Source organism: Psychroserpens sp. AS72, from assembly GCF_038900375.1.
Lineage (GTDB): Bacteria > Bacteroidota > Bacteroidia > Flavobacteriales > Flavobacteriaceae > Psychroserpens.
Window position 1 is genome coordinate 216,947 of sequence record NZ_JBBMRC010000002.1, and the last position, 20,388, is coordinate 237,334.

Genomic DNA, 20,388 nt, shown 5'->3' on the forward strand with positions numbered 1-20,388 from the left:
TCTTTAAAAATAAGAAAGGTTATATCTGCACACAACCTTTATTACATATAATTTACAACTTACGATTAAAACCTATTATCTCCATCCAAAATATCACCCAATCCTCCAAGAATACTTCCTTCGCCTTTACTGTTACCTCCTTTTGGTAAAGACGCGAGAACGCGTCCTGCTAATCTACTAAATGGTAACGATTGTATATAAACAACTCCTGGACCTTGCAGCTTTGCATAGAACAAACCTTCACCTCCAAATACAGTGTTTTTGATACCTCCAATAAATTCTATATCATAATCTATATCTTGTGTAAAGCCAATAATACAACCTGTATCTACTCTCAATATTTCTCCAGGTTGCAATACCTTTCTAGCCATCGTTCCTCCTGCATGAACAAATGCCATCCCATCACCTTCTAATTTTTGCATGATAAAGCCTTCGCCTCCAAAAAGTCCACGACCTAATTTTTTAGAAAATTCAATCCCAACACTAACGCCTTTTGCTGCACATAAGAATGCATCTTTTTGACAAATAAACTTGCCTTTATATTCGGTTAAATCAATTGGTATAATTTTTCCTGGATATGGTGATGCAAATGAAACATTTCGTTTACCAGTAAGATTATTGTAAAATGCAGTCATAAATAGGTTTTCTCCTGTGAGAATACGTTTTCCTGCGCCTAATATTTTTCCGAAGAAACCTGTATCTTTTTGTGAACCATCTCCAAAAATAGTCTCCATTTTGATACCATCATCCATCATCATAAAGCTTCCTGCTTCTGCGATAACGCCTTCTTGAGGATCGAGTTCTATCTCGACGTATTGCATTTCTTCTCCGTAAATTCTGTAATCTATTTCGTGTGATGTCATATTACTGTTTGTTGTTTAGTTGTTTGTTGTTATTTGCTAAGTTGTACTCAGGATATAAGTTACAATTTTTCAACTTTTGTTACAAATCTTGAAGTTTTAAAGGTTTACTACTGAAAACTGAGACTGCGACTCTAAACTTTTTACTTTTTATATCGAATATCTAACTTCTAACTTTAAGTGTCCACTCAAAATTAAAATCTGAGACTTGTAAACCTTCTTTATTAATGCCTTTAGAATTTAAACTTACCACTTGTCCTTCTCCAGTTTCAATAGCTTTTGCAATTGCATCGTCTATTTTTTGTCCTTCGTTACAAGTAAACGTGATTCTGCCAGTTGCTTTTTTAGTAAATGAAGCATTATTACTAGCGACGAGCATTGATATTTTTTTTCCGCTTTCTTTTACTTTAGACATTACTAAAGCTCCTGTTGTTAACTCTGCTGCCATACCTTGTACAGCCCAAAACATAGAGTTAAATGGGTTTTGATTAATCCAGCTATGCTTTACCGAAACCACACATGTATTGTCATTTAACGTTTTTGTACGTACTCCACAAAAAAATGCAGATGGTAATTTGAATGCTAAAAAGAAATTAAGTTTTCTGGGCGAAATGTTCATATATACTTGATATTTCAGCTAAAATATCGAAAATAATTGGAACTACAATTTGTTAATATTATGTTAAATTTAAGTACTATGCGTAACATAATACCTTTTTAAAGACATATATTTGTATAAGAAATTACTATATGCTTTTTCATCATGACAACTAATCATCAAAAAAACATCGCAACATTTATTCATTTATCGACCTTTAGTAGGTTTTTAATTCCGTTGGGAAATTTCATAGGACCTATTGTTTTATGGATCATGAATAAAGACAAATCTGAATTTATAGACAAACATGGTAAGCAAGCCATTAATTTTCAGATGAGCATTTTATTATATGCTATAATTATTGGAACGTTAACTATTCCGTTTTTCATTTTTAAAGTTTTTAACGGTTTAGACTTTATTGATTTTAATGGGTTTCATGATTTTCATATAAATGTTAATGAGCCTTCGCCTCTATTATTAATTTCGGGAGGTATTTTAGGATTTCTTGCAGTTACAGGTTTTATTCTAGAGCTTGTTTTTATAGTTGTTGCGAGTTTAAAAGCTAGAGATGGCGAAGTTTATGAATATCCTTTAACTATCAATTTTTTAAAATAATTAAATAAATTAATGCGACTTAATCACTCGCTATTTACAAATACCATCAATCAATCATCAATCAAAAAATGAACAGTTTATTAAAATTTGAATCTCTTCGGAAAATGTCACGTCAGTCTTCACTAGTAGTGTTGGACTCTCAAGATTTACTTCAGGCCAATTTCCGAAGAAATTTGAAAAACATTAGAAAGAATTTATGAAAATAGAAAACACAAAAGCGCAAATGCGAAAAGGTGTCTTAGAATACTGCATTTTATCTGTATTAAAAGATGATGATGCTTATGTAGCTGAAATATTAAGCACACTTAAAGACGCAAAATTACTTGTGGTAGAAGGGACAATTTATCCGCTTCTCACAAGGCTTAAAAATGCTGGATTACTCAATTATCGTTGGGAAGAATCCACATCTGGACCACCAAGAAAATATTATGGTCTAACAGAAACAGGACAGTTGTTTTTAAAAGAATTAACAACAACTTGGACCGAATTACAAAACGCAGTTAACATAGTAACAAGACAAAAAAAACAAACTAATGAATAAAACAGTCAACATAAATTTAGCAGGTATATTCTTCCATATAGATGAAGATGCATACTTAAAATTACAACGCTATCTTGAGGCTATAAAACGTTCATTTACAGACTCTCAAGGTCGTTCTGAAATTATATCAGATATTGAAGCACGTATTGCAGAATTATTTACTGAACGTGTACAAAACGAAAGACAAGTTATTGGTAATAAAGAGGTTGATGAAGTGATTACAATCATGGGACAACCAGAAGATTACCTTGTAGATGACGAGATTTTTGAAGATGAACCGCAACATAAAACGCATACTAGTAATCGTAATACAAAATCAAAAAAACTATTTAGAGATACAGACAACTCTTATGTTGGTGGTGTTTCATCTGGTTTAGGTCATTATTTTGGTATCGATGCGCTTTGGGTTCGCTTAATTTGGGTCTTCCTTATTTTTGGTGCTGGTACTGGAGTATTACTTTACATCTTACTTTGGATATTTGTACCTGAGGCGACTACAACTTCAGAAAAATTACAAATGAAGGGTGAGCAGGTTAATATCTCAAACATTGAAAAAAAAATCAAGGACGGCTTTGATAGCGTATCCAATGCAGTTCAAAATGTAGATTTCAAAAAACATGGCGACAAAATTAAAGAAGGCATAGATACTGTGTCTGATTCCATTTCCGAAGGCGTAAAAAAGGCAGATTTCCCACGTCAAAGTGAACGTATTAAATCATCTTCTAGCTCATTTTTTGAAGCTATAGGTAATATTATTATGTTCTTTTTGAAGTTGTTTGCTAAATTCTTTGGTTTGATTATCATGTTTGTGGGAGCAGTAACCATAATTTCATTGATTATAAGCTTATTTAGCTTGAGCTTCTTAGATAGAGTTCATTTTCCAGGAGTTGATTTCTATAGTGTTACAGATACATCAGGAATGCCAGATTGGTTAATGTCATTATTATTATTCTTTTTCTTCGGAATCATAGCCTTTTTTGTATTCTATTTAGGATTAAAAATATTAATCTCTAATATGAAATCTATTGGTAAAACTGCTAAATACACGTTATTAGGTTTATGGATTATTTCATTCATTGCACTCTCTATAACCTTTATAAAATTTGGATTGAGTTACAAAGAAGAAGGGTCTTCTATTAAAACCGAAAAATTTGCTTCTATAACTGCAAATGATACCTTGACAATTAGAATGACTAACAATGATTTAATCACTAGTAGTTACTCTAGAAGGTTTCATAATTTTAAAACGGCCTATAATGATAATGATGAAAAAATATTATTTAGTCAAGCCATTAGACTTATAGTAAGATCGACTAAAGATAGTGTTGCCAAAATAAGAATTGAGCGTAGTGCGAGAGGTGTAGATTTTGATGATGCTAAAAACAGAGCTAAAAGCATACGTTATAATTACACGTTAGCAAATAACGAATTACTGTTAGACAACTATTTAACCATACCTCTCAACGAAAGTAGAAAAGATCAAAAAATAACAGTGACCGTTTATCTACCAGAAGGATCTGTTCTTTATGCAGATGAAAACACGTATCATTATCATAGTAACGATTATTACTATAATGACATACTTGATCATAATATGGAAGAGCGTCATCTCAAAATCATAAGCAATGGCGTTGAGTGTTTAGATTGCCCAATAGATGATGAGTTTAGAACCGAAGTTAATTATGAGGATGATGAAAACAACGGACTACAAATTAATGAGAATGGCATCAAAGCAAAGTCTGACACTAATCGTTTAGAAATTGATGTAGATGGTATTAAAGCAGAAAGTGAAACTATTAAAGTTAATATTGACGATAATGGAATTAATATAACCACAGACGACGATAACATTTAACAATTCATCCAAATCAATCAACGGTTCAGGTATTCAAAATTTAACTAACCAACCATTTTTTTAATATTTGAACCATAATCATCAATCAAAAATGAAACAGACTATATATTTTATTTTATTGTGCTTCGGAATCGGGCTCAACCTCAATGCGCAAACAGATGAATATGCTGAAGTTTACAAAACCTTAAAAGCTAATGACAGCTTAATATTTGATCGTGCTTTTAACCATTGCGAATTACAACACCTTGAGTTTCTAATTCCTGAAGATTTTGAATTTTACCATGACAAAGAAGGAGTCATAAATTCTAAAGACGTTTTTATAAACGTGATGAAAAACGGAATTTGTAATCCTAATAACACAACTAAATCAACACGAGAATTAGTTGATGGAAGTTTAGAAATATATTTATTAAAAAATAATGGAGAACTCTATGGTGCCATACAAAACGGAATCCACAGGTTCTTTGAAACCACTAACGGAAACAAAGTTGCTGGTAGTACAGCAAAATTTTCTCACTTATGGATTTTAGAAAACAACAAATGGTATTTAAAGCGAGTTTTAAGCTATGACCATCAAATGAAATAACAATAATCATCAATTTAAAACAATCAATCATGACAACACTAACAAAAATCACAATCGCAGTATTAATGAGTTTACTGCTATTTTCTTGCAATTTTGACATTAACTTAAATCCTGGTATTTCAGGAAACGGAAATGTATCAACTCAAGATCGTACGCTATCAGAAGATTTCACTGAAATAGAAGTAAGCAGAGGTTTAGATGTGTATCTCACACAAAGTGAATCACAATCCTTAAAAGTTCAAGCAGATGAAAATTTACATGACATTATTATTACTGAAGTTGAAAATGGAGTATTAAAAATCTATGCAGAAGAGAATATAAAAAGATCAGAATCTAAAAAGATAATGGTTAATGTCACAGATTTAACTTTAATAAGTGCTACAAGTGGTAGTGATGTATATTCTACCAACACGTTAAAAGCAGATACAATTAAACTTAGTACAACTAGTGGAGCAGATCTAGAAATAGAATTAGATGCCCAATCCACAACATTAGCATCTACTAGTGGAAGCGATTTAAGAGTAAAAGGAACAACTAATACGTTAAGTGCATCTGCAACTAGTGGTAGTGATATAGATGCGCAACATCTAATTTCTCAAACATGCTCAGCATCTGTTACTAGTGGTGCAGATATTATTGTACATGCTGAAGAAAAAATCACTGCTAATGCAACTAGTGGTGGAGATATTAAATACTACGGAAACCCTAAAACTGAAAGTGTTTCTGATACTTCTGCAGGACATGTAAGAAAGCAGTAAACATCTAAAAATCAACCAATCACTTGTTTTTTTTAAAACCATTTCAAACTCAAATCAAGTTTGGGATGGTTTTTGTTTTATATTTGTTCTAATAACAAACACATTATAATGAAAAACATTACTTTACTTCTATTACTAACTTTTGGTTTTGGCGCATTTAGTTTTGCTCAAGACGAAGAAAAAATAAAAGGTGATAGAAACTTAACGATAGAACAAACCTATATTGATGGTTTTAAGAAAATCGTTGTTGGAGAAGATTTTGAAGTTGAACTTTACTATAACAAAAAACCTTCAGTAGAAATTGAAACAGATGGTAACCTTCATGAATATATTGATATTAAAGTTGTTGATAGCGTTCTCACTATTACTACAACGCGTGATATTCGTTCCAAGAAACTAAATGTAAAAGTAAATTATGGTGACTCATTTTCTGATATTGAAGTTAAAGATAATGGAGAAATACGTTCATTAACCTCTTTAGAATTAGATAATGCGTCTTTAAAAACTAGTGGTTCTGCCAGAGCTTATCTTAATATAAAAGCGAGTAGCTTTAGTTTTGTAAGTACAGAAAAAACCAAAGTAAAACTTAATATTACTGCTCCTAAAGTCTCTGTAGAAATTAGTGACAACACAAAAATGGATGCGCTTATTAATGCCACAGATGTAAAAATGGATTTATATCAACGTGCAAGCGCAGATCTGGAAGGTACGGTTGCAAACTTAAATCTTAGAACAGATAATAATGCTCAACTAAACGGTAAAAATTTAACAACTAAAAATTGTTCTGTATTAGCAGAAATGGATAGTGATGTGTATCTAGAAGTTTTAGAAACAATAGCAATTGATGCCTCTGGTGCGAGTGAGATTTATCTCTTCGGAAATCCTAAAATCACAATTAATACCTTTACCGGAACAGTTAAACTACAAAAGAAAGAAAAGTAGAGTTATCACATTTCCGAAGTAAGAAAAGTTAACATATAAAAAAATCCGAAGTTTAAAAGCTTCGGATTTTTCTATTTAAAATTATTTCAATGTTTAGTAAACAGGAGTAGAAATCTCAAAATCAGACTCCTTAGCTGCTAGATAACGTTCTGCATCTAAAGCTGCCATACAACCTGTACCAGCTGCAGTTACAGCTTGACGATACACATGATCTGCTGCATCACCAGACACAAATACGCCTTCTACATTTGTTTTTGAAGTACCTGGTTTATTGATAATATAACCTGTTGCATCAAGGTCTAAGAATCCTTTAAAAATATCTGTATTTGGTTTGTGACCAATGGCAACAAAAAATCCAGTTGCAGGAATTTCAAATGTTTCTTTCGTTTTATTATTAAAAGCTCTAACACCAGTGACTACTTGACCGTCACCTAAAACCTCATCTGTTTCTGTATTAAATAAAATTTCAATATTCGAAGTGTTTTTAACTCTAGCTGCCATGATTTTAGAAGCTCTAAACTCATCTCTTCTAACTAACATTGTTACTTTTTTACAAAGCTTTGATAAATAATGTGCTTCTTCACATGCACTATCTCCTGCTCCTACGATAACAACTTCATGATTTCTATAGAAGAATCCGTCACATACAGCACAAGCTGAAACGCCTCCACCAAGTTTTAAATATTTTTGTTCAGATTCTAAGCCTAAATATTTTGCAGATGCTCCTGTAGAAATTATAACCGTTTTGCAGTGAATTTCTTTGGTATCATTTACCCAAACTTTATGTACATCACCAGAGAAATCAACTTTAGTTACCCAACCATCACGTATATCTGTATCAAAACGTTTTGCTTGTGCTTGAAGTTCCATCATCATTGCTGGTCCAGTAATCCCATCTGGATAACCTGGAAAATTTTCAACCTCATTGGTTGTTGTTAATTGTCCGCCTGGCTGTGTGCCTTGATAAAGTACTGGCTCCATGTTAGCTCTTGCAGCATAAATGGCTGCTGTATAACCTGCAGGACCAGAACCTATGATAAGACATTTTACTTTTTCTATTGTATCTGACATGTTTTTATTGTATTCAATTGTGAATAACAAAAGTAGGATTTTTGATGAAAAGCTTACATCAAAGTTATTAACAGTTATAATACCTTTATTAGATTTTTCTATAGTAAAAACCTATCAATTGAGTTAATCATAATAGAGTTAGAGTCAAGACCAGACTATGTTAGAAATTATCTTTGGTTTAATAAAAATTTTAGAATGGGTATTATATCAAAACACGACGACATGATTAAAATATATTATAGTTCTAAGTCTTCTATTGGTAAAAAGACATTAGCATATTTAAAAGCATCGTATAAAGATGTATTAGATATTGATATCAATAAAACTAATGTTACAGGTACACAATGGAAAGAATTAGCTGAGAATCTTGATCTTAAAATAAGTGATTTTGTTGATAAACATGCTTTTGATTTCACGGCATACAAAGATTCTAATACTGATTTAAGTGAATCAGATTGGATTAAAGTTTTGAAAAATAATCCTGGAGTACTTACCTATCCTATTGTTATTTTAGGTAAAGACTTTTATCACATACAAAATCCTTCGGAAATAGTAAAACTACTAGAACCGAACAGTAAAGGAATTGACGAAAAGAAATCTATATAAAGAACCTTTAGAATTCAACACCTATTACTTCTAATGTTTACTAAAGAATTAAACATAAAAAAAGCCTCTAATTAGAGGCTCTTTTTTATTGTATAGTAAATATTTAATCTACAGCATCTTCTACATCATCTGCTACATCTTCTACTGCGTCTTCAACTTTGTCACCAGTTGTTTCTCTACAGCTAGTAAATACTGTTGAAATTGTAAATAATACTAAAAATACTTTTGCTAGTTTTTTCATAATTGATTATTGATTTTAGTTAATGTTTATAATTATTTTTTTACGACACCTTTTAATAAGGAAAGTACAAATAGTACTATAAATATGAAAAATATAATTTTAGCGATTCCTGCTGCTGCTCCTGCAATTCCTCCAAATCCTAATACTCCTGCAATAATTGCTATAATTATAAATGTGATTGTCCAACGTAACATAATTTTGTGTTTTTAAAGTTATAACCAAACTGACTATCAGCTCAGTACATAACAAATATCGTGAAATCAAGTCAACCTATTTAGCTCATTTAATGTCAACATTAACTCTTACACTAATTTCGAGTTACATGCATGATTGTTTGATATTGATCACTGTTAATTATACGATTAAATAACTTAGAGTTTTTATAAAACTGATCTTCTATTGGGTGAGAAATAAATACATAACGTTCATGTGAATTAACTAATGACCTTAAATCTTCAATTTTAAAATCAGAGTTTAACCATGCTTTATGATCTTTTTGTTTTAATATTAAAGGTTTCTGTCTACCTATATTAGGTATATGTTTATACTCAATTCCAGCATCTGTAACTAATAAGGAGCAAGTTAAAAATCCATCATTTATTTTATTGAATATACCAGCAATACAAAATGGCCTATGATTTTTTAAATACACATGATGAGGCTGCAATTTTCCATCAACTAGTTTAGACGTAAAGTAACCATTGACTATAATAAGGCAACGTCTTTCATCTAAAGATTTTGAATAGATCTCTTCGTTTAGATGACCATCATCTATATTAGTATTCAATGTATTTGTAAAACCTTGAAAAGTGTCCCAATCATCTTCATAGCCTTGAGGTAGTAAACCCCAAATTGCAAAATCTATAGATGAAGGTGTTTCCGAAGTTATTATAGGTAAATTTGATTCATTAAAACCATTTATTATAGCTTTTGGCTCATACAAATTAGGATATTTAAAAGGAAGTTTCAATTCGTTTTCAATATCTTGTAATTCGCAAGTATTAGATAGTTTGTAAAACATTTTTTCTATAAAGGAAATGAAATAAATAAATTATGTTTGACTCAAAAAGAATAATAACGTCTTCAAATGAAAAGACACCTTAAAGGTGCCTTGTTCATTAAATAATTATTTAATTATGATTATCTCAAATCTTCTAAGGTTTTAATATTTGATAATCCATTTTCTATTGTACTTTTCTGAGTCGCTAAAATTGATTTTGTTGAAGATGGTAAATTGGTCTCATTTAATACCTCTGCATATTCATCTATTGAAGCTTTCTCTCCTCTTATAGCTTCCTCTAACATGGACTCTTCATCATCTGCAGAAAACAAAGATTTCACATCCATCCAAGCTCTATGCATTGTTCCTGTTACACTTCCTCCTTTATCAATATCTTGATTAAAAGCTTTTAATTCGCTTTTTAATTCATGTCCAAAATTATAACGCTCTTGAGCTTTTTGGTTAAAATATGACTTTAGAGCTGCGTGATCTACATTCTCGGCTGCTTTTTTAAAACCTTTTTCAGCATCATATGTTTTTTCTAATAAATCGTTTAATTTTTTTCCAACTTCTTGTGTGTAAGTACTCATTTTCATCTGTTTTAAATTATACGATAGTTTATTTATTGATGTCCATCGCTTTGCATCACAGTTAATAAATTAACTCTTACTTTCAATGCTAAATTACACTAGTTAGATCGTCTTGATTGATTGGATTAATTCAAGTTTTAACTCAATCCCTACGTTAGTATAATTTTAACTAAATACTAGGTTTATAACTCTTAATAAGTTCTAATACCGAATTTTCTGTAGGTGTTAAATGTGTAGTAATAATAGGTGAAGTTTCAATAGTTGTAAAAATATCATGCAAAGTATTATTCTCATAAGATGATACAATAATAGGATGCACATAATATTTTTTACATACATTTCGAGTATTTCCTAAAGCGTTAGCAGTAGCATCAAAAGCCGCTAAAACATTATGTTTTATTTGTTTTTCTGAAATTGGCCTATTATAAGTCATTAGCGTTTCAAAAAATATGACGCTCGCTGACCAAGTTCTAAAATCTTTAGCAGTAAATGTCTTACCTGTTATGTTTTTTAAATAGTCGTTAACCATCGTACTGTCAATGCGTTGTTTTTCTCCAAATTTATCATAAAATTGAAATAATTCCCAACCAGGAAGATCCTCACATTTGCTAACTAAATTAACGAGCTTTTTATTTCGAAGTGTTATACTGTGCTCTTTCCCTTTTTTTCCAACAAATTCGAATCTCAATCGATCTTTAAATAGATGAACGTGTTTGTTTCTTAATGTTGTTAAACCATACGTTTTATTCTTTTTAGCATAATAATCGTTGCCAATCCTAATATGGGTTTCTTCCATAAGCTTTACAACAAGAGCTAATACTTTCGTTTTGTTCCAATCCTTCTGAATAATATCCTTTTCAACTTGATTTCTAATGTCTGAAAGAGAAGCACCAAACTCTGCCATTTTGAAAAACTTAGTCTGATTTTTTATTTTGTTCCATACAGGATGGTATCGATACTGCTTTCTATTTTTAGTATCTCTACCTGTAGCTTGAAGATGACCATTTGGTAATATCGAAATCTTTACATTATTCCATGCTGGAGGAATGACAAGAGATTTTATTCTTTTTAAATGTGTAGGTTGAGAAATTGATTCCCCATTATTGAGATAGGTAAAACGCTCACCTTTTTTCTTCCGAAGAATGGATAATTGATGGGCATTAACATAGACCAAATCTAACTTTTCTATTGCAGATTCTGGATTTGTATCAATGCTTTTAAGTAATGATGCAGTTAATTTCCTTTCAGCCATGTTCTACCTATGTGATGACATGTATGAATTATAATTTTCTGCTAACTCTAACTTTTGTTTTTCACTTAGCACCTTACCTGATAATTGAAAAAACTTATGCTCTTCATCTTCAAGATGATGTTCAACTTTATGTTTTAAATCTTTAGCAATTTTTAACCAAGCCGAAGAGTCGTAATCTGTTTCCTCTAATTTTTCAACTAACTCATCAATTTCATGGTGCTCTGCAATACCGTGACGTGCTTTGTCTTGCATCATATCTGAGTCAATTAATGGTTTATAATAATGACGCTCTTCTGCATTTGCGTGGATTTCCAACTCTAGTTTTAAGGATTTAAAAATCTCATCACGTTTTTTAGTATCTCCAGAGGTTTCAACTAATTTGTCTAACAATTCTCTTTGAATGTCGTGATCTTTTCTAATAGCTTCAAATATGTTCATAATACAAGTTTTTTTAATTTTTATAAAAACCTCAGTGATAAAATCACTGAGGCTTATCTAACCAATCAATTTATCATCAAATCATTAAACTAAATGACAATACTTAAAATTACTATTTATGTAATGTTTAGAAGTGCTCTATCTCATAAGATATTGACACAAATAAAAAAACTCAGTAATATTTAAATTACTGAGTTTTGCTAACCAACCAACTTCATAAATATTGAAGTGTATCCTACTAAAACAAATATATTTCACTTTAAACCAATTTAAGTGCTCTATTGCTTAAGATTTTGACGTTTTCGGTTATAGAGGGTTAAAAAAATTTTAAACTTATCACACTATAGTTATTTAAGACTAATTTTGTAACTGAGTATTTTGAATTAAACGTAATTAAAAATTTAAAACGACTAAGTCATGATTGAAATTGAAATAATTGCTGAGAGTTCTAAAGACACTTTACATCAAATACAAGATGTTTTGGGTGGTAAAATAACAGAAACATCAAACGAATTTAATCTCATATTTGATAATGAAAATGCAAAAGGGATGATTAAACATATTCCTTTTGATTGGGGAGTTAACCTTCTTGTTTTTGACATTACCTTTTATAAAGAATTTATTTTAAAAATTAAAGCGAGTGAGTTTAATCCAATTCGTTTTATCTACAATTTTAATGGTGACTTCAAACATAGATTTGGAATCAATAATGAAGAGAAATTAGTAGAACAATTTCATTCACTAATTTTCACTAATAAGACTGGAGGATATAATTATGTTCATTTTCCGAAGCATAAAAAACTAGACATTAGCAGTATTCAAATTGTTAGAAAAAACTTCTTAAAAAAGAGAACTACTAATGTGTCATCATTAAATAATCGTTTGCATGAGGTGTTTGTTGATACAGACCACGATAACAGATTTTCTCATTATGGAGCTCTAAATTTAAGAATGTCTGATTATATTAAAAAACTTAAAAAAATTAAGTCTAATGGTATGGTTCGTATTCTCAAAATTGAATCCATCATATATGATATGTTATCCTTACACATAGAGCAACATAACAAATTTCAAAGAGGTGTTCAATTGCCAACTTCTTTATCTAAAACAGAATTAAAAATTGTTAGAAAATTAGGTAATAAGATTATAAAAGAGCCTTCTTATAATTACTCTTTAGATCAATTATCTGTAGAATCGGGTTTATCACAAGCTAAGCTACAAGATGGATTTAAGTTTTTATATAATAGAACCGTTACAGAATATGTGAGACACATAAGATTAGAATCTTCTCGCGAACTTATGCGAATGGCAGATTTAAATGTATCGCAAGTTGTATATAGTATTGGATTTACTAGTAGAAGTTACTTTTCTAAAATATTTAAAGAAAAGTATGGGACCACTCCTAACGAATACAGAAAAAATGCACTTAACAACTTAATTATAGAAGAATCTGCAGCATAAAAGAGTTAGTTGTATTGATATACATAAAAAAAGCACAGACGAAACATCTGTGCTTTTTCAATTCATTTTTAAATGAATTTATTATTTAATTATTTTCTTCAACAACATATAAGAACCATATTTTGAAGCATATTTTAAAACTGTTTGTAACCATTTATTTGGTGCCAAATCATTTGTAATTTCTCCTTTAACGCCTTTAAGCTCTTCAAATGCTATTTGCCGTTCTAAGTTCAATCGTTTAAGATCAAATTCTATATCATCGAATGTTTTATAATCTTTCATAGTTACTCGTCAAAAAATTTATCTCCTACTGAACTTATAATTTTACTATTAATTCTATTTCTAAAAAAATACACTATAAGTGACAGTATTAGAAATATAAATCCAACAATTAGATATCCTAAAGGTAAATTATCTAGCTTTTCTCCAATCGCCATTGCACCTGCAACAGCCATAAATATAAAAGCTAGAGTAATTAAAACTCCAATGACTGCAAATTTTGTTAGAAAACTTAAAGTCAAAGTCAGTTGCTGAAATACCTTGAGTACAAAATAGTCTTTCGAGGTCTTAAGGTACCTTTCAGCAGTGTCTGTTGCTTTGTCTGTTGTTTCGTTTAAAGATTCAAAAACAGTCATGTATTATGAAGTTTTATGTAATTTTTTGTTCTTAGCCTTTAATTCTGCTAGCTTATTTTCTAAGGTTGTAATCACGTCATCAGCTTTATGACTCGCGTCAGACACAATACTTTCAACCTTTTCATCTAAAGTTTGCTTTTGAGATTCTACAGTAGTGGCAACTCTATCTCTTAAATCATTAGCACCTGCAGCTACTTTGTCTTTTAAATCAACAGCTGTAGTTGCTAATCTGTCTTTTTGCAGTTGTGCTTCATCTGCAATTCTCTGTCTAGTATTCACACCTTTATCTGGCGCGAACAAAATACCTAAAGTAGCTCCAATTGCTGTTCCTGCTAATATTCCTAAAACTATATTACTATCTTTTCCCATGATGTTTAAATTTATTTATTGTTTCTACACAAATATCCAACTATACTAATGACTTAGTTGACGCTAATCATATAAATATTAACTTAAACCAAATTTGTATAAAGGTCAATACTTTTCTCTTTTGAGTTAAGCCGAAATTGGACAACTCACTAATTTTAAAATAAAAAATCATGTCAATAATAGAAACCACAAATCCGTACACTAATAACAAGATTAAAAGTTATACTAAGTTCTCTTCAGAGAAAGTAAATTCAATGCTTAAAACAGCTGAAAACACATTTAAGGACTGGAAATTAATTAGCTTAAAAGATAGAGCAAAACTATTAGACAATGTTGCCGATGTGTTACATCAAAATATTGAATCATATAGTCAACTAATAACTGATGAAATGGGAAAGCCCATTTCTGAAAGTAAAGCTGAAATAGAGAAATGTATTATACTTTGTGACTTCTATAGAAAAAATGCCGATTTATTATTATCAGATGACCTCATAGAAACCGAAGCTCAAGAAAGTTTCATTAGTTATGATCCTTTAGGTGTCATTTTAGCAATTATGCCTTGGAACTATCCATTCTGGCAAGTCATGAGATTTGCAATACCAACACTAACATCTGGAAATACTGCATTGTTGAAACATGCTTCAAACGTTACAGGCTGTTCATTAATCATACAAGATATTTTTGAAAAATCTGGATACCCTAAAGGATGCTTTCAAACACTACTTGTAGATCATGATCAAATTGAAAAAATTATTGAAGATGACACTATTAAAGCAATATCCTTAACTGGAAGCGAAAAAGCGGGTAGAAAAATTGCTGAAATAGCTGGTAAAAACTTAAAAAAGGCTGTACTAGAATTAGGAGGAAACAATGCTTGTATTATTCTAGAAGATGCCAATTTAGACAAGTATATGGATACTATTGTCAAATCCAGAATGCAAAATACGGGTCAAAGTTGTATTGCAGCAAAACGCTTTATTGTAGTTGAGTCTATTTATGATAAATTTCTAGAAAGATTTACCTCCAAAATAAAAGATTTAAAGTCTGGAGATCCATCTAACAAAGACACTGATATTGGTGTTTTAGCAAGAGAAGATCTTTCAGACACTTTAGAAAAACAGGTTGAAAAATCAATTAAAAAAGGTGCATATGTTCACTTCGGAAATGTAAAAAAACAAACCTATTATCAACCAACCATTCTCACAAACGTAAAACCAGGAATGCCTGTATTTGATGAGGAGACATTTGGACCAGTAGCATCAATAATAAAAGTAAAAAATAAACAAGAAGCCTACGAAATGGCTTCTGATTCAAAATTCGGACTTGGCACAATGATTTTCACCAAAGATATTGAAGATGCAAAAAAACACATTTCTAATATAGAAGATGGATCATTCTTTATAAACGAGTTAGTGAAATCTGACCCTAGATTACCATTTGGAGGCACTAAGGCTTCTGGTTATGGAAGAGAACTATCCAAAGAGGGCATCTTAGAATTCGTAAATAAAAAGACTATATATATTAATAAATAAAATAAAAACTATGAAATTTATAAAAGAAGAAGAAGAAAAAAGAAGAGATTATTTATTACAAAAAGATGACACCACAAAAGCGACATCAACATTCGTGATCGTTGTATTAGTTGTACTTGTAGTCGCAGTCGTTATATCAGGAGTATATTTCATAAACAATTGATTTTCGGTCTACAGGAACACATTACTCGTGTTTTTTTCGTAAATTTAATGTAATTCACATTTTAAAATCATCTCATTATGAAAGCATCTGTCTTATCACTCCTAATTATGGTATTGATTTTTTCCTGTAAACAAAATTCTGAAAATGAAATTAAAGAAACTCCAATAGAAGCTTCTAAAGTTTTAGTTTTAAACCCATTAGCAGGTGCTTGGGAGCTTGTTGGTTATTACAATTATAAAGATAATAAGGTAATAGACTCCTTCAATACTTCAGAAGGATATAGACAAATCAAAATGTATACCCATAACAAAGTAATGTGGAGTAAACATGTACCATCAGACTCAACAGAATGGTTTGGTTATGGAAAATATACTGTTAATGACACTGAACTTGTTGAAGTTCTTGAATATGGATCGGAAATGATGAGTAAAATTATTGAAGAAAAAAAAGAGTTTAAGCATGAACTTATCATTAATGGTAACACTTTTAGTCAAATAGAAATTGACGAAGATGGCAATAGAATTTATGCAGAAAACTATAAAAGAATAGACTAAAAAAAAGCCTAACTATAAAAGTTAGGCTAAAAAGTCGGGGTGGCAGGATTCGAACCTGCGGCCTCCACGTCCCAAACGTGGCGCGATAACCGGGCTACGCTACACCCCGAATTGATTATCTTTTTTTATCACTAAAAATTTGCGGAGAGACAGGGATTCGAACCCTGGGTACCTATTTCTAGGTACGACGATTTAGCAAACCGCTCCTTTCGGCCACTCAGGCACCTCTCCGTTAAAATATGAACTTAGCATTATATCTCAAATGCGGATGCAAATGTAAGTTTTCATAATCAACAACACAACTATTTTTTTATTTTTTTCTTCGAAATTTATTCTGGATATTCAATTCTTAAATGAAATATGTTTGCCAACTTGGCTTTTAACACTTTCTTTATGGATTGGATCTCTTTAAAAGTAATATTTGCGTTCAAAAATTGACCATCTTCCATTTGCTTATCTATAATAGATTCTACAAATTTATCAATCTTCGTAGATGTAGGTTCTTTTAAACTTTTAGATGCTGCTTCTACACTATCACACATCATTAATATAGCAGTTTCTTTACTGTAGGGTTGTGGGCCAGGATATCTAAAATCTTCTTGTTTAGTCTCATCATTTAAATCTTTTTCTTTTCTATAGAAGTAATAAACTAAACTTGTACCATGATGAGTTCTTATAAAGTCAATCACGCGATCAGGCAAATTGTTTTTCTTAGCTATTTCTATACCATCCAAAACATGATCAATTATAATTTTCGTACTCTCACGTGGTGACAACTCATCATGAGGGTTAATTCCTGTAGCTTGGTTCTCTGTAAAATAAGTTGGGTTTTTCATTTTACCAATATCATGATATAATGCTCCTACTCTAATCAACATAGAGTTTGCTCCAATTTCATTTGCTGATGCTTCAGCTAAATTAGCCACGTTTAGAGAGTGATGAAATGTACCTGGTGCTTTATTGGATAATTCTTTTAAAAGTTTAGTGTTAGTGTCTGAAAGTTCTAATAAAGATACATCTGATACCAAACCAAACAATTTTTCATAAATATATATAAGTGGCTGAACAAATAAAGTCGCAAGTCCACACAAAACAAACAAGCCAAATGTAGATGGGTCTAAGGTTGTAATATTACCTTCTTGAATGACAAAAAAAGCAAAATACGCTATGATATATATAAGTGTTATTTGACCTACAGAAATAAATAAATTTGCACGTTTATATAATTCTGAAACTGTAAGTATCGTAACAATACCTGCTATAATTTGAAGAAACATATACTCATCATTATTAGGTACAATAAATCCCAATAACAACACTGTAAGTACGTGAGCAAACAACCCTAATCGAGCATCAAAAAATGCTTTTAAAACCAATGGTAGAATACATAATGGTACAACATAAACATATTTTGAATTATAATTAATGATTAATGTGGTTAACAAAATCATTAATAAAATATTGAAAAAGATAAAGGTAACTTTTGTGTTATCTAAAAATACTTCCATTCTATATTTCCGTAGAAATAATAAAAGCATCAACAATGCTAAAGCGACAAGTAATGAATATGCAAAAATGATTAAGTTATAATTTGAATCATTCCAAACTTGAGATTCATATTCTGATTCTAAAGATTTTAAAACATCATACTTATCACCCTCAACAATCTCTCCTTTAGAAATAATAAGTGTTCCTTTTTCAATACTTCCTCTAACACTAGATATCAACTCAAGTTTTTCTTCTAAAGCATTTTGAGTTAATGATGAATTAAGCTTTAGATTAGGTTTAATAATATCAAAAAAAATGGAAACAAATGTTGCTTCAAACTGTGATAAATCATTATCATTTAACTCGTTTTCTATGATTTCTCTAAATGCATCAAGTTTAGTAAGATTAGAAAATTGAGTCTCTCCATCTTGGGTTTGCTTATCTACTAGAATTACATTTTTATTTTCTGAATATTCGTAGTCCTCATCTAGAACTCCATATTCATAAATTGAATTTATAGCGTTTTCCCCTACACTAAACAACTTTCGATTCTTTTTAATTATACTGTCTGCAAAAGACGTTTTAAATTTTTCAGAATAAGACTCTAAAACATTATTTTTTATAGATTTATCAATATCAAAATATATTGCACTACGATCTGATGCTTCAATTTTCTCTTGATCAATTTCTTTATCAGACTTTTTTATTGCAAAATCAAAAGGAGCAAGTAGACTCTCTGATTGCCAAGGTTTTCCTTTATCAAAATCGTATTTAAATTTTCCGCTCTTCGGAAATAAATAAACGATCAAAAAAGTCGTACTTAAAAACAAAAGCACTTTATATAAAAGCGCATGGTTACGATACCATTTATTTATTAAATCATTCATTATAAAAAAGTTTAAGCACTTCAAATAAATCAAAAACGCATTTGAACTGAGTGCTTAGACTTTCAAAAGTAAGAAAATATAATAGAACTGATGTTATTGAATCTAAGCTACCAATTAATTAAAAAATGATTAATTTTGCTAATAGAAATTAAATAATATTTAAAATGAGTAGAGAGGTCGTAATCGTATCAACTGCTAGAACTCCAATTGGAAGTTTTTTAGGAGCATTATCAACAATTCCTGCACCAAGACTTGGAGCTGTAGCTATTAAAGGAGCTTTAGAAAAAATAAATTTAAAACCAGAACTGGTTGAAGAAGTATTGATGGGTAATGTTGTACAAGCTGGAACTGGACAAGCTCCTGCTAGACAAGCAGCAATTTATGCTGGCATTCCTGATTCTGTTCCTTGTACTACAATTAATAAGGTTTGTGCATCTGGAATGAAAGCTGTTATGCAAGCTGCTCAATCTATCGCTTTAGGTGATACAGATATTGTTGTTGCAGGTGGTATGGAAAATATGAGTTTAATTCCTCATTACTTACATGCACGCACTGGTACAAAATTTGGACCAGCTACATTAATTGATGGTATGCAAAAAGACGGATTAGTAGATGCATACGATGAAAATGCAATGGGTGTTTGTGCAGATGCTTGTGCTACAGAATATAAATTCTCAAGAGAAGATCAAGATGCTTTTGCTATTCAATCATATAACCGTTCATCTGCTGCTTGGGATGCTGGGAAGTTTGATGACGAAGTTGTTTCTGTTGAAGTACCTCAACGTCGAGGTGAACCTGTTATAGTCTCTAAAGATGAAGAATATAGCAATGTAAGAATGGATAAAATCCCAGCTTTACGACCAGCATTTACAAAAGACGGTACTGTTACTGCTGCAAACGCTTCTACAATTAATGATGGAGCTGGCGCAATGGTTTTGATGAGTAGAGAAAAAGCTAACGAATTAGGATTAAAACCTTTAGCTATAATAAAAAGTTATGCAGATGCTGCTCAAGAGCCAAAATGGTTTACAACATCTCCAGCTAAAGCGTTACCAAAAGCTTTAGATAAAGTTGGAATGACAATAGATGATGTTGATTATTTTGAATTTAATGAAGCTTTTGCTGTTGTTGGTTTAGCTAACATGAAAATCTTGGGTTTAAATGACAGCAATGTCAATGTTAATGGTGGTGCAGTTTCTTTAGGACATCCATTAGGTTGCTCAGGAGTTAGAATTATTATTACCTTATTAAGTGTTTTACAACAAAACGATGCCAAAATAGGTGCTGCTGCTATTTGTAATGGTGGTGGTGGAGCTTCTGCTATTGTAATTGAACGCAACTAAAAT

The 20,388-nt window shown here is 30.9% G+C and carries 24 protein-coding genes and 2 tRNA genes; 11 read left to right on the top strand and 15 right to left on the bottom strand.

The features are described from left to right. Nucleotides 1-65 precede the first annotated feature (65 nt). Both WNY78_RS04510 and WNY78_RS04515 read right to left on the bottom strand, forming a co-directional pair. Nucleotides 66-863, bottom strand: a complete 798-nt coding sequence (locus WNY78_RS04510; protein WP_342871996.1) for a TIGR00266 family protein — start codon at nt 861-863, stop codon at nt 66-68. Between the two features lie 160 nt (nt 864-1,023). After that, nucleotides 1,024-1,479, bottom strand: coding sequence for a DUF4442 domain-containing protein (locus WNY78_RS04515; protein WP_342871997.1), 456 nt, complete (start codon nt 1,477-1,479; stop codon nt 1,024-1,026). A gap of 144 nt (nt 1,480-1,623) precedes the next feature. Between WNY78_RS04515 and WNY78_RS04520 the strand changes: the two genes are divergently transcribed. From WNY78_RS04520 to WNY78_RS04545, 6 genes are all read left to right on the top strand, one after another. Continuing rightward, complete coding sequence (locus WNY78_RS04520) at nt 1,624-2,073, top strand: DUF4870 domain-containing protein (RefSeq protein ID WP_342871998.1); 450 nt, start codon at nt 1,624-1,626, stop codon at nt 2,071-2,073. Nucleotides 2,074-2,269: 196 nt separating this feature from the next. Next, complete coding sequence (locus tag WNY78_RS04525) at nt 2,270-2,614, top strand: PadR family transcriptional regulator (RefSeq protein WP_342871999.1); 345 nt, start codon at nt 2,270-2,272, stop codon at nt 2,612-2,614. Then, nucleotides 2,607-4,469: a PspC domain-containing protein gene (locus WNY78_RS04530; RefSeq protein WP_342872000.1), complete on the top strand. Its 1,863-nt coding sequence runs from the start codon at nt 2,607-2,609 to the stop codon at nt 4,467-4,469. The genes WNY78_RS04525 and WNY78_RS04530 overlap by 8 nt, the downstream gene beginning before the upstream one ends. Nucleotides 4,470-4,560: 91 nt before the next feature. Continuing rightward, complete coding sequence (locus WNY78_RS04535; RefSeq protein ID WP_342872001.1) at nt 4,561-5,055, top strand: nuclear transport factor 2 family protein; 495 nt, start codon at nt 4,561-4,563, stop codon at nt 5,053-5,055. A gap of 29 nt (nt 5,056-5,084) precedes the next feature. Further along, the gene (locus WNY78_RS04540; protein ID WP_342872002.1) at nt 5,085-5,813 is read left to right on the top strand and encodes a head GIN domain-containing protein; all 729 of its coding nucleotides are present in this window, start codon (nt 5,085-5,087) and stop codon (nt 5,811-5,813) included. A gap of 108 nt (nt 5,814-5,921) precedes the next feature. After that, the gene (locus WNY78_RS04545; protein WP_342872003.1) at nt 5,922-6,755 is read left to right on the top strand and encodes a DUF2807 domain-containing protein; all 834 of its coding nucleotides are present in this window, start codon (nt 5,922-5,924) and stop codon (nt 6,753-6,755) included. 93 nt (nt 6,756-6,848) lie between these two features. Here the strand turns inward: WNY78_RS04545 and trxB are convergent, their stop codons facing one another. Further along, nucleotides 6,849-7,826 carry a thioredoxin-disulfide reductase gene (gene trxB / locus WNY78_RS04550; protein ID WP_342872004.1) on the bottom strand — a complete coding sequence of 326 codons (978 nt, stop codon included), beginning with the start codon at nt 7,824-7,826 and terminating at the stop codon, nt 6,849-6,851. Nucleotides 7,827-8,048: 222 nt separating this feature from the next. Here trxB and WNY78_RS04555 point away from each other — a divergent pair, with 222 nt between their 5' ends. Then, nucleotides 8,049-8,432: a hypothetical protein gene (locus tag WNY78_RS04555; RefSeq protein ID WP_342872005.1), complete on the top strand. Its 384-nt coding sequence runs from the start codon at nt 8,049-8,051 to the stop codon at nt 8,430-8,432. Nucleotides 8,433-8,535: 103 nt separating this feature from the next. Here WNY78_RS04555 and WNY78_RS04560 read toward each other — a convergent pair whose 3' ends face one another. The 6 genes from WNY78_RS04560 to WNY78_RS04585 all read right to left on the bottom strand — a co-directional run bounded on the left by WNY78_RS04560 (nt 8,536) and on the right by WNY78_RS04585 (nt 11,953). Next, nucleotides 8,536-8,673, bottom strand: a complete 138-nt coding sequence (locus tag WNY78_RS04560) for a hypothetical protein (protein WP_321228202.1) — start codon at nt 8,671-8,673, stop codon at nt 8,536-8,538. A 32-nt stretch (nt 8,674-8,705) separates the two neighbouring features. Further along, a complete protein-coding gene (locus WNY78_RS04565) occupies nt 8,706-8,867 on the bottom strand; it encodes a DUF1328 family protein (RefSeq protein WP_342872006.1) in 162 nt (53 codons plus the stop codon). Nucleotides 8,868-8,980: 113 nt separating this feature from the next. Next, entirely contained in the window at nt 8,981-9,694 is a 714-nt protein-coding gene (locus WNY78_RS04570; protein WP_342872007.1) for an SOS response-associated peptidase family protein, read from the bottom strand. A gap of 119 nt (nt 9,695-9,813) precedes the next feature. Further along, on the bottom strand, nt 9,814-10,263 hold the full coding sequence (locus WNY78_RS04575) for a PA2169 family four-helix-bundle protein (RefSeq protein ID WP_342872008.1): 450 nt from the start codon (nt 10,261-10,263) through the stop codon (nt 9,814-9,816). A 169-nt stretch (nt 10,264-10,432) separates the two neighbouring features. Continuing rightward, nucleotides 10,433-11,515, bottom strand: a complete 1,083-nt coding sequence (locus WNY78_RS04580) for a DNA topoisomerase IB (protein WP_342872009.1) — start codon at nt 11,513-11,515, stop codon at nt 10,433-10,435. Nucleotides 11,516-11,518: 3 nt separating this feature from the next. After that, nucleotides 11,519-11,953: a hemerythrin domain-containing protein gene (locus WNY78_RS04585; RefSeq protein ID WP_342872010.1), complete on the bottom strand. Its 435-nt coding sequence runs from the start codon at nt 11,951-11,953 to the stop codon at nt 11,519-11,521. A gap of 417 nt (nt 11,954-12,370) precedes the next feature. Here WNY78_RS04585 and WNY78_RS04590 point away from each other — a divergent pair, with 417 nt between their 5' ends. Then, on the top strand, nt 12,371-13,414 hold the full coding sequence (locus tag WNY78_RS04590) for a helix-turn-helix transcriptional regulator (protein ID WP_342872011.1): 1,044 nt from the start codon (nt 12,371-12,373) through the stop codon (nt 13,412-13,414). Nucleotides 13,415-13,495: 81 nt separating this feature from the next. Here the strand turns inward: WNY78_RS04590 and WNY78_RS04595 are convergent, their stop codons facing one another. From WNY78_RS04595 to WNY78_RS04605, 3 genes are read right to left on the bottom strand one after another with little or no spacing between them, the layout of a single operon-like run. Further along, nucleotides 13,496-13,696, bottom strand: coding sequence for a hypothetical protein (locus WNY78_RS04595; protein ID WP_342872012.1), 201 nt, complete (start codon nt 13,694-13,696; stop codon nt 13,496-13,498). A 2-nt stretch (nt 13,697-13,698) separates the two neighbouring features. Beyond that, complete coding sequence (locus WNY78_RS04600; protein ID WP_342872013.1) at nt 13,699-14,049, bottom strand: hypothetical protein; 351 nt, start codon at nt 14,047-14,049, stop codon at nt 13,699-13,701. Nucleotides 14,050-14,052: 3 nt separating this feature from the next. After that, nucleotides 14,053-14,418 (bottom strand): YtxH domain-containing protein, encoded by a 366-nt coding sequence (locus WNY78_RS04605; RefSeq protein WP_342872014.1) that lies wholly within the window; start codon nt 14,416-14,418, stop codon nt 14,053-14,055. A 170-nt stretch (nt 14,419-14,588) separates the two neighbouring features. Here WNY78_RS04605 and WNY78_RS04610 point away from each other — a divergent pair, with 170 nt between their 5' ends. Beyond that, nucleotides 14,589-15,950: an NAD-dependent succinate-semialdehyde dehydrogenase gene (locus WNY78_RS04610; protein ID WP_342872015.1), complete on the top strand. Its 1,362-nt coding sequence runs from the start codon at nt 14,589-14,591 to the stop codon at nt 15,948-15,950. 240 nt (nt 15,951-16,190) lie between these two features. Further along, a complete protein-coding gene (locus WNY78_RS04615; protein ID WP_342872016.1) occupies nt 16,191-16,667 on the top strand; it encodes a hypothetical protein in 477 nt (158 codons plus the stop codon). A gap of 34 nt (nt 16,668-16,701) precedes the next feature. On the opposite strand, the gene WNY78_RS04620 is transcribed toward WNY78_RS04615, so the two are convergent. The 3 genes from WNY78_RS04620 to WNY78_RS04630 form a co-directional block, all read right to left on the bottom strand. Beyond that, nucleotides 16,702-16,776 (bottom strand) — tRNA-Pro (locus WNY78_RS04620). Between the two features lie 33 nt (nt 16,777-16,809). Then, nucleotides 16,810-16,898, bottom strand: a tRNA-Ser gene (locus WNY78_RS04625). 98 nt (nt 16,899-16,996) lie between these two features. Then, entirely contained in the window at nt 16,997-19,042 is a 2,046-nt protein-coding gene (locus tag WNY78_RS04630; protein WP_342872017.1) for an HDIG domain-containing metalloprotein, read from the bottom strand. Between the two features lie 164 nt (nt 19,043-19,206). Between WNY78_RS04630 and WNY78_RS04635 the strand changes: the two genes are divergently transcribed. Continuing rightward, the gene (locus WNY78_RS04635) at nt 19,207-20,385 is read left to right on the top strand and encodes an acetyl-CoA C-acyltransferase (RefSeq protein WP_342872018.1); all 1,179 of its coding nucleotides are present in this window, start codon (nt 19,207-19,209) and stop codon (nt 20,383-20,385) included. Nucleotides 20,386-20,388: the final 3 nt, after the last annotated feature.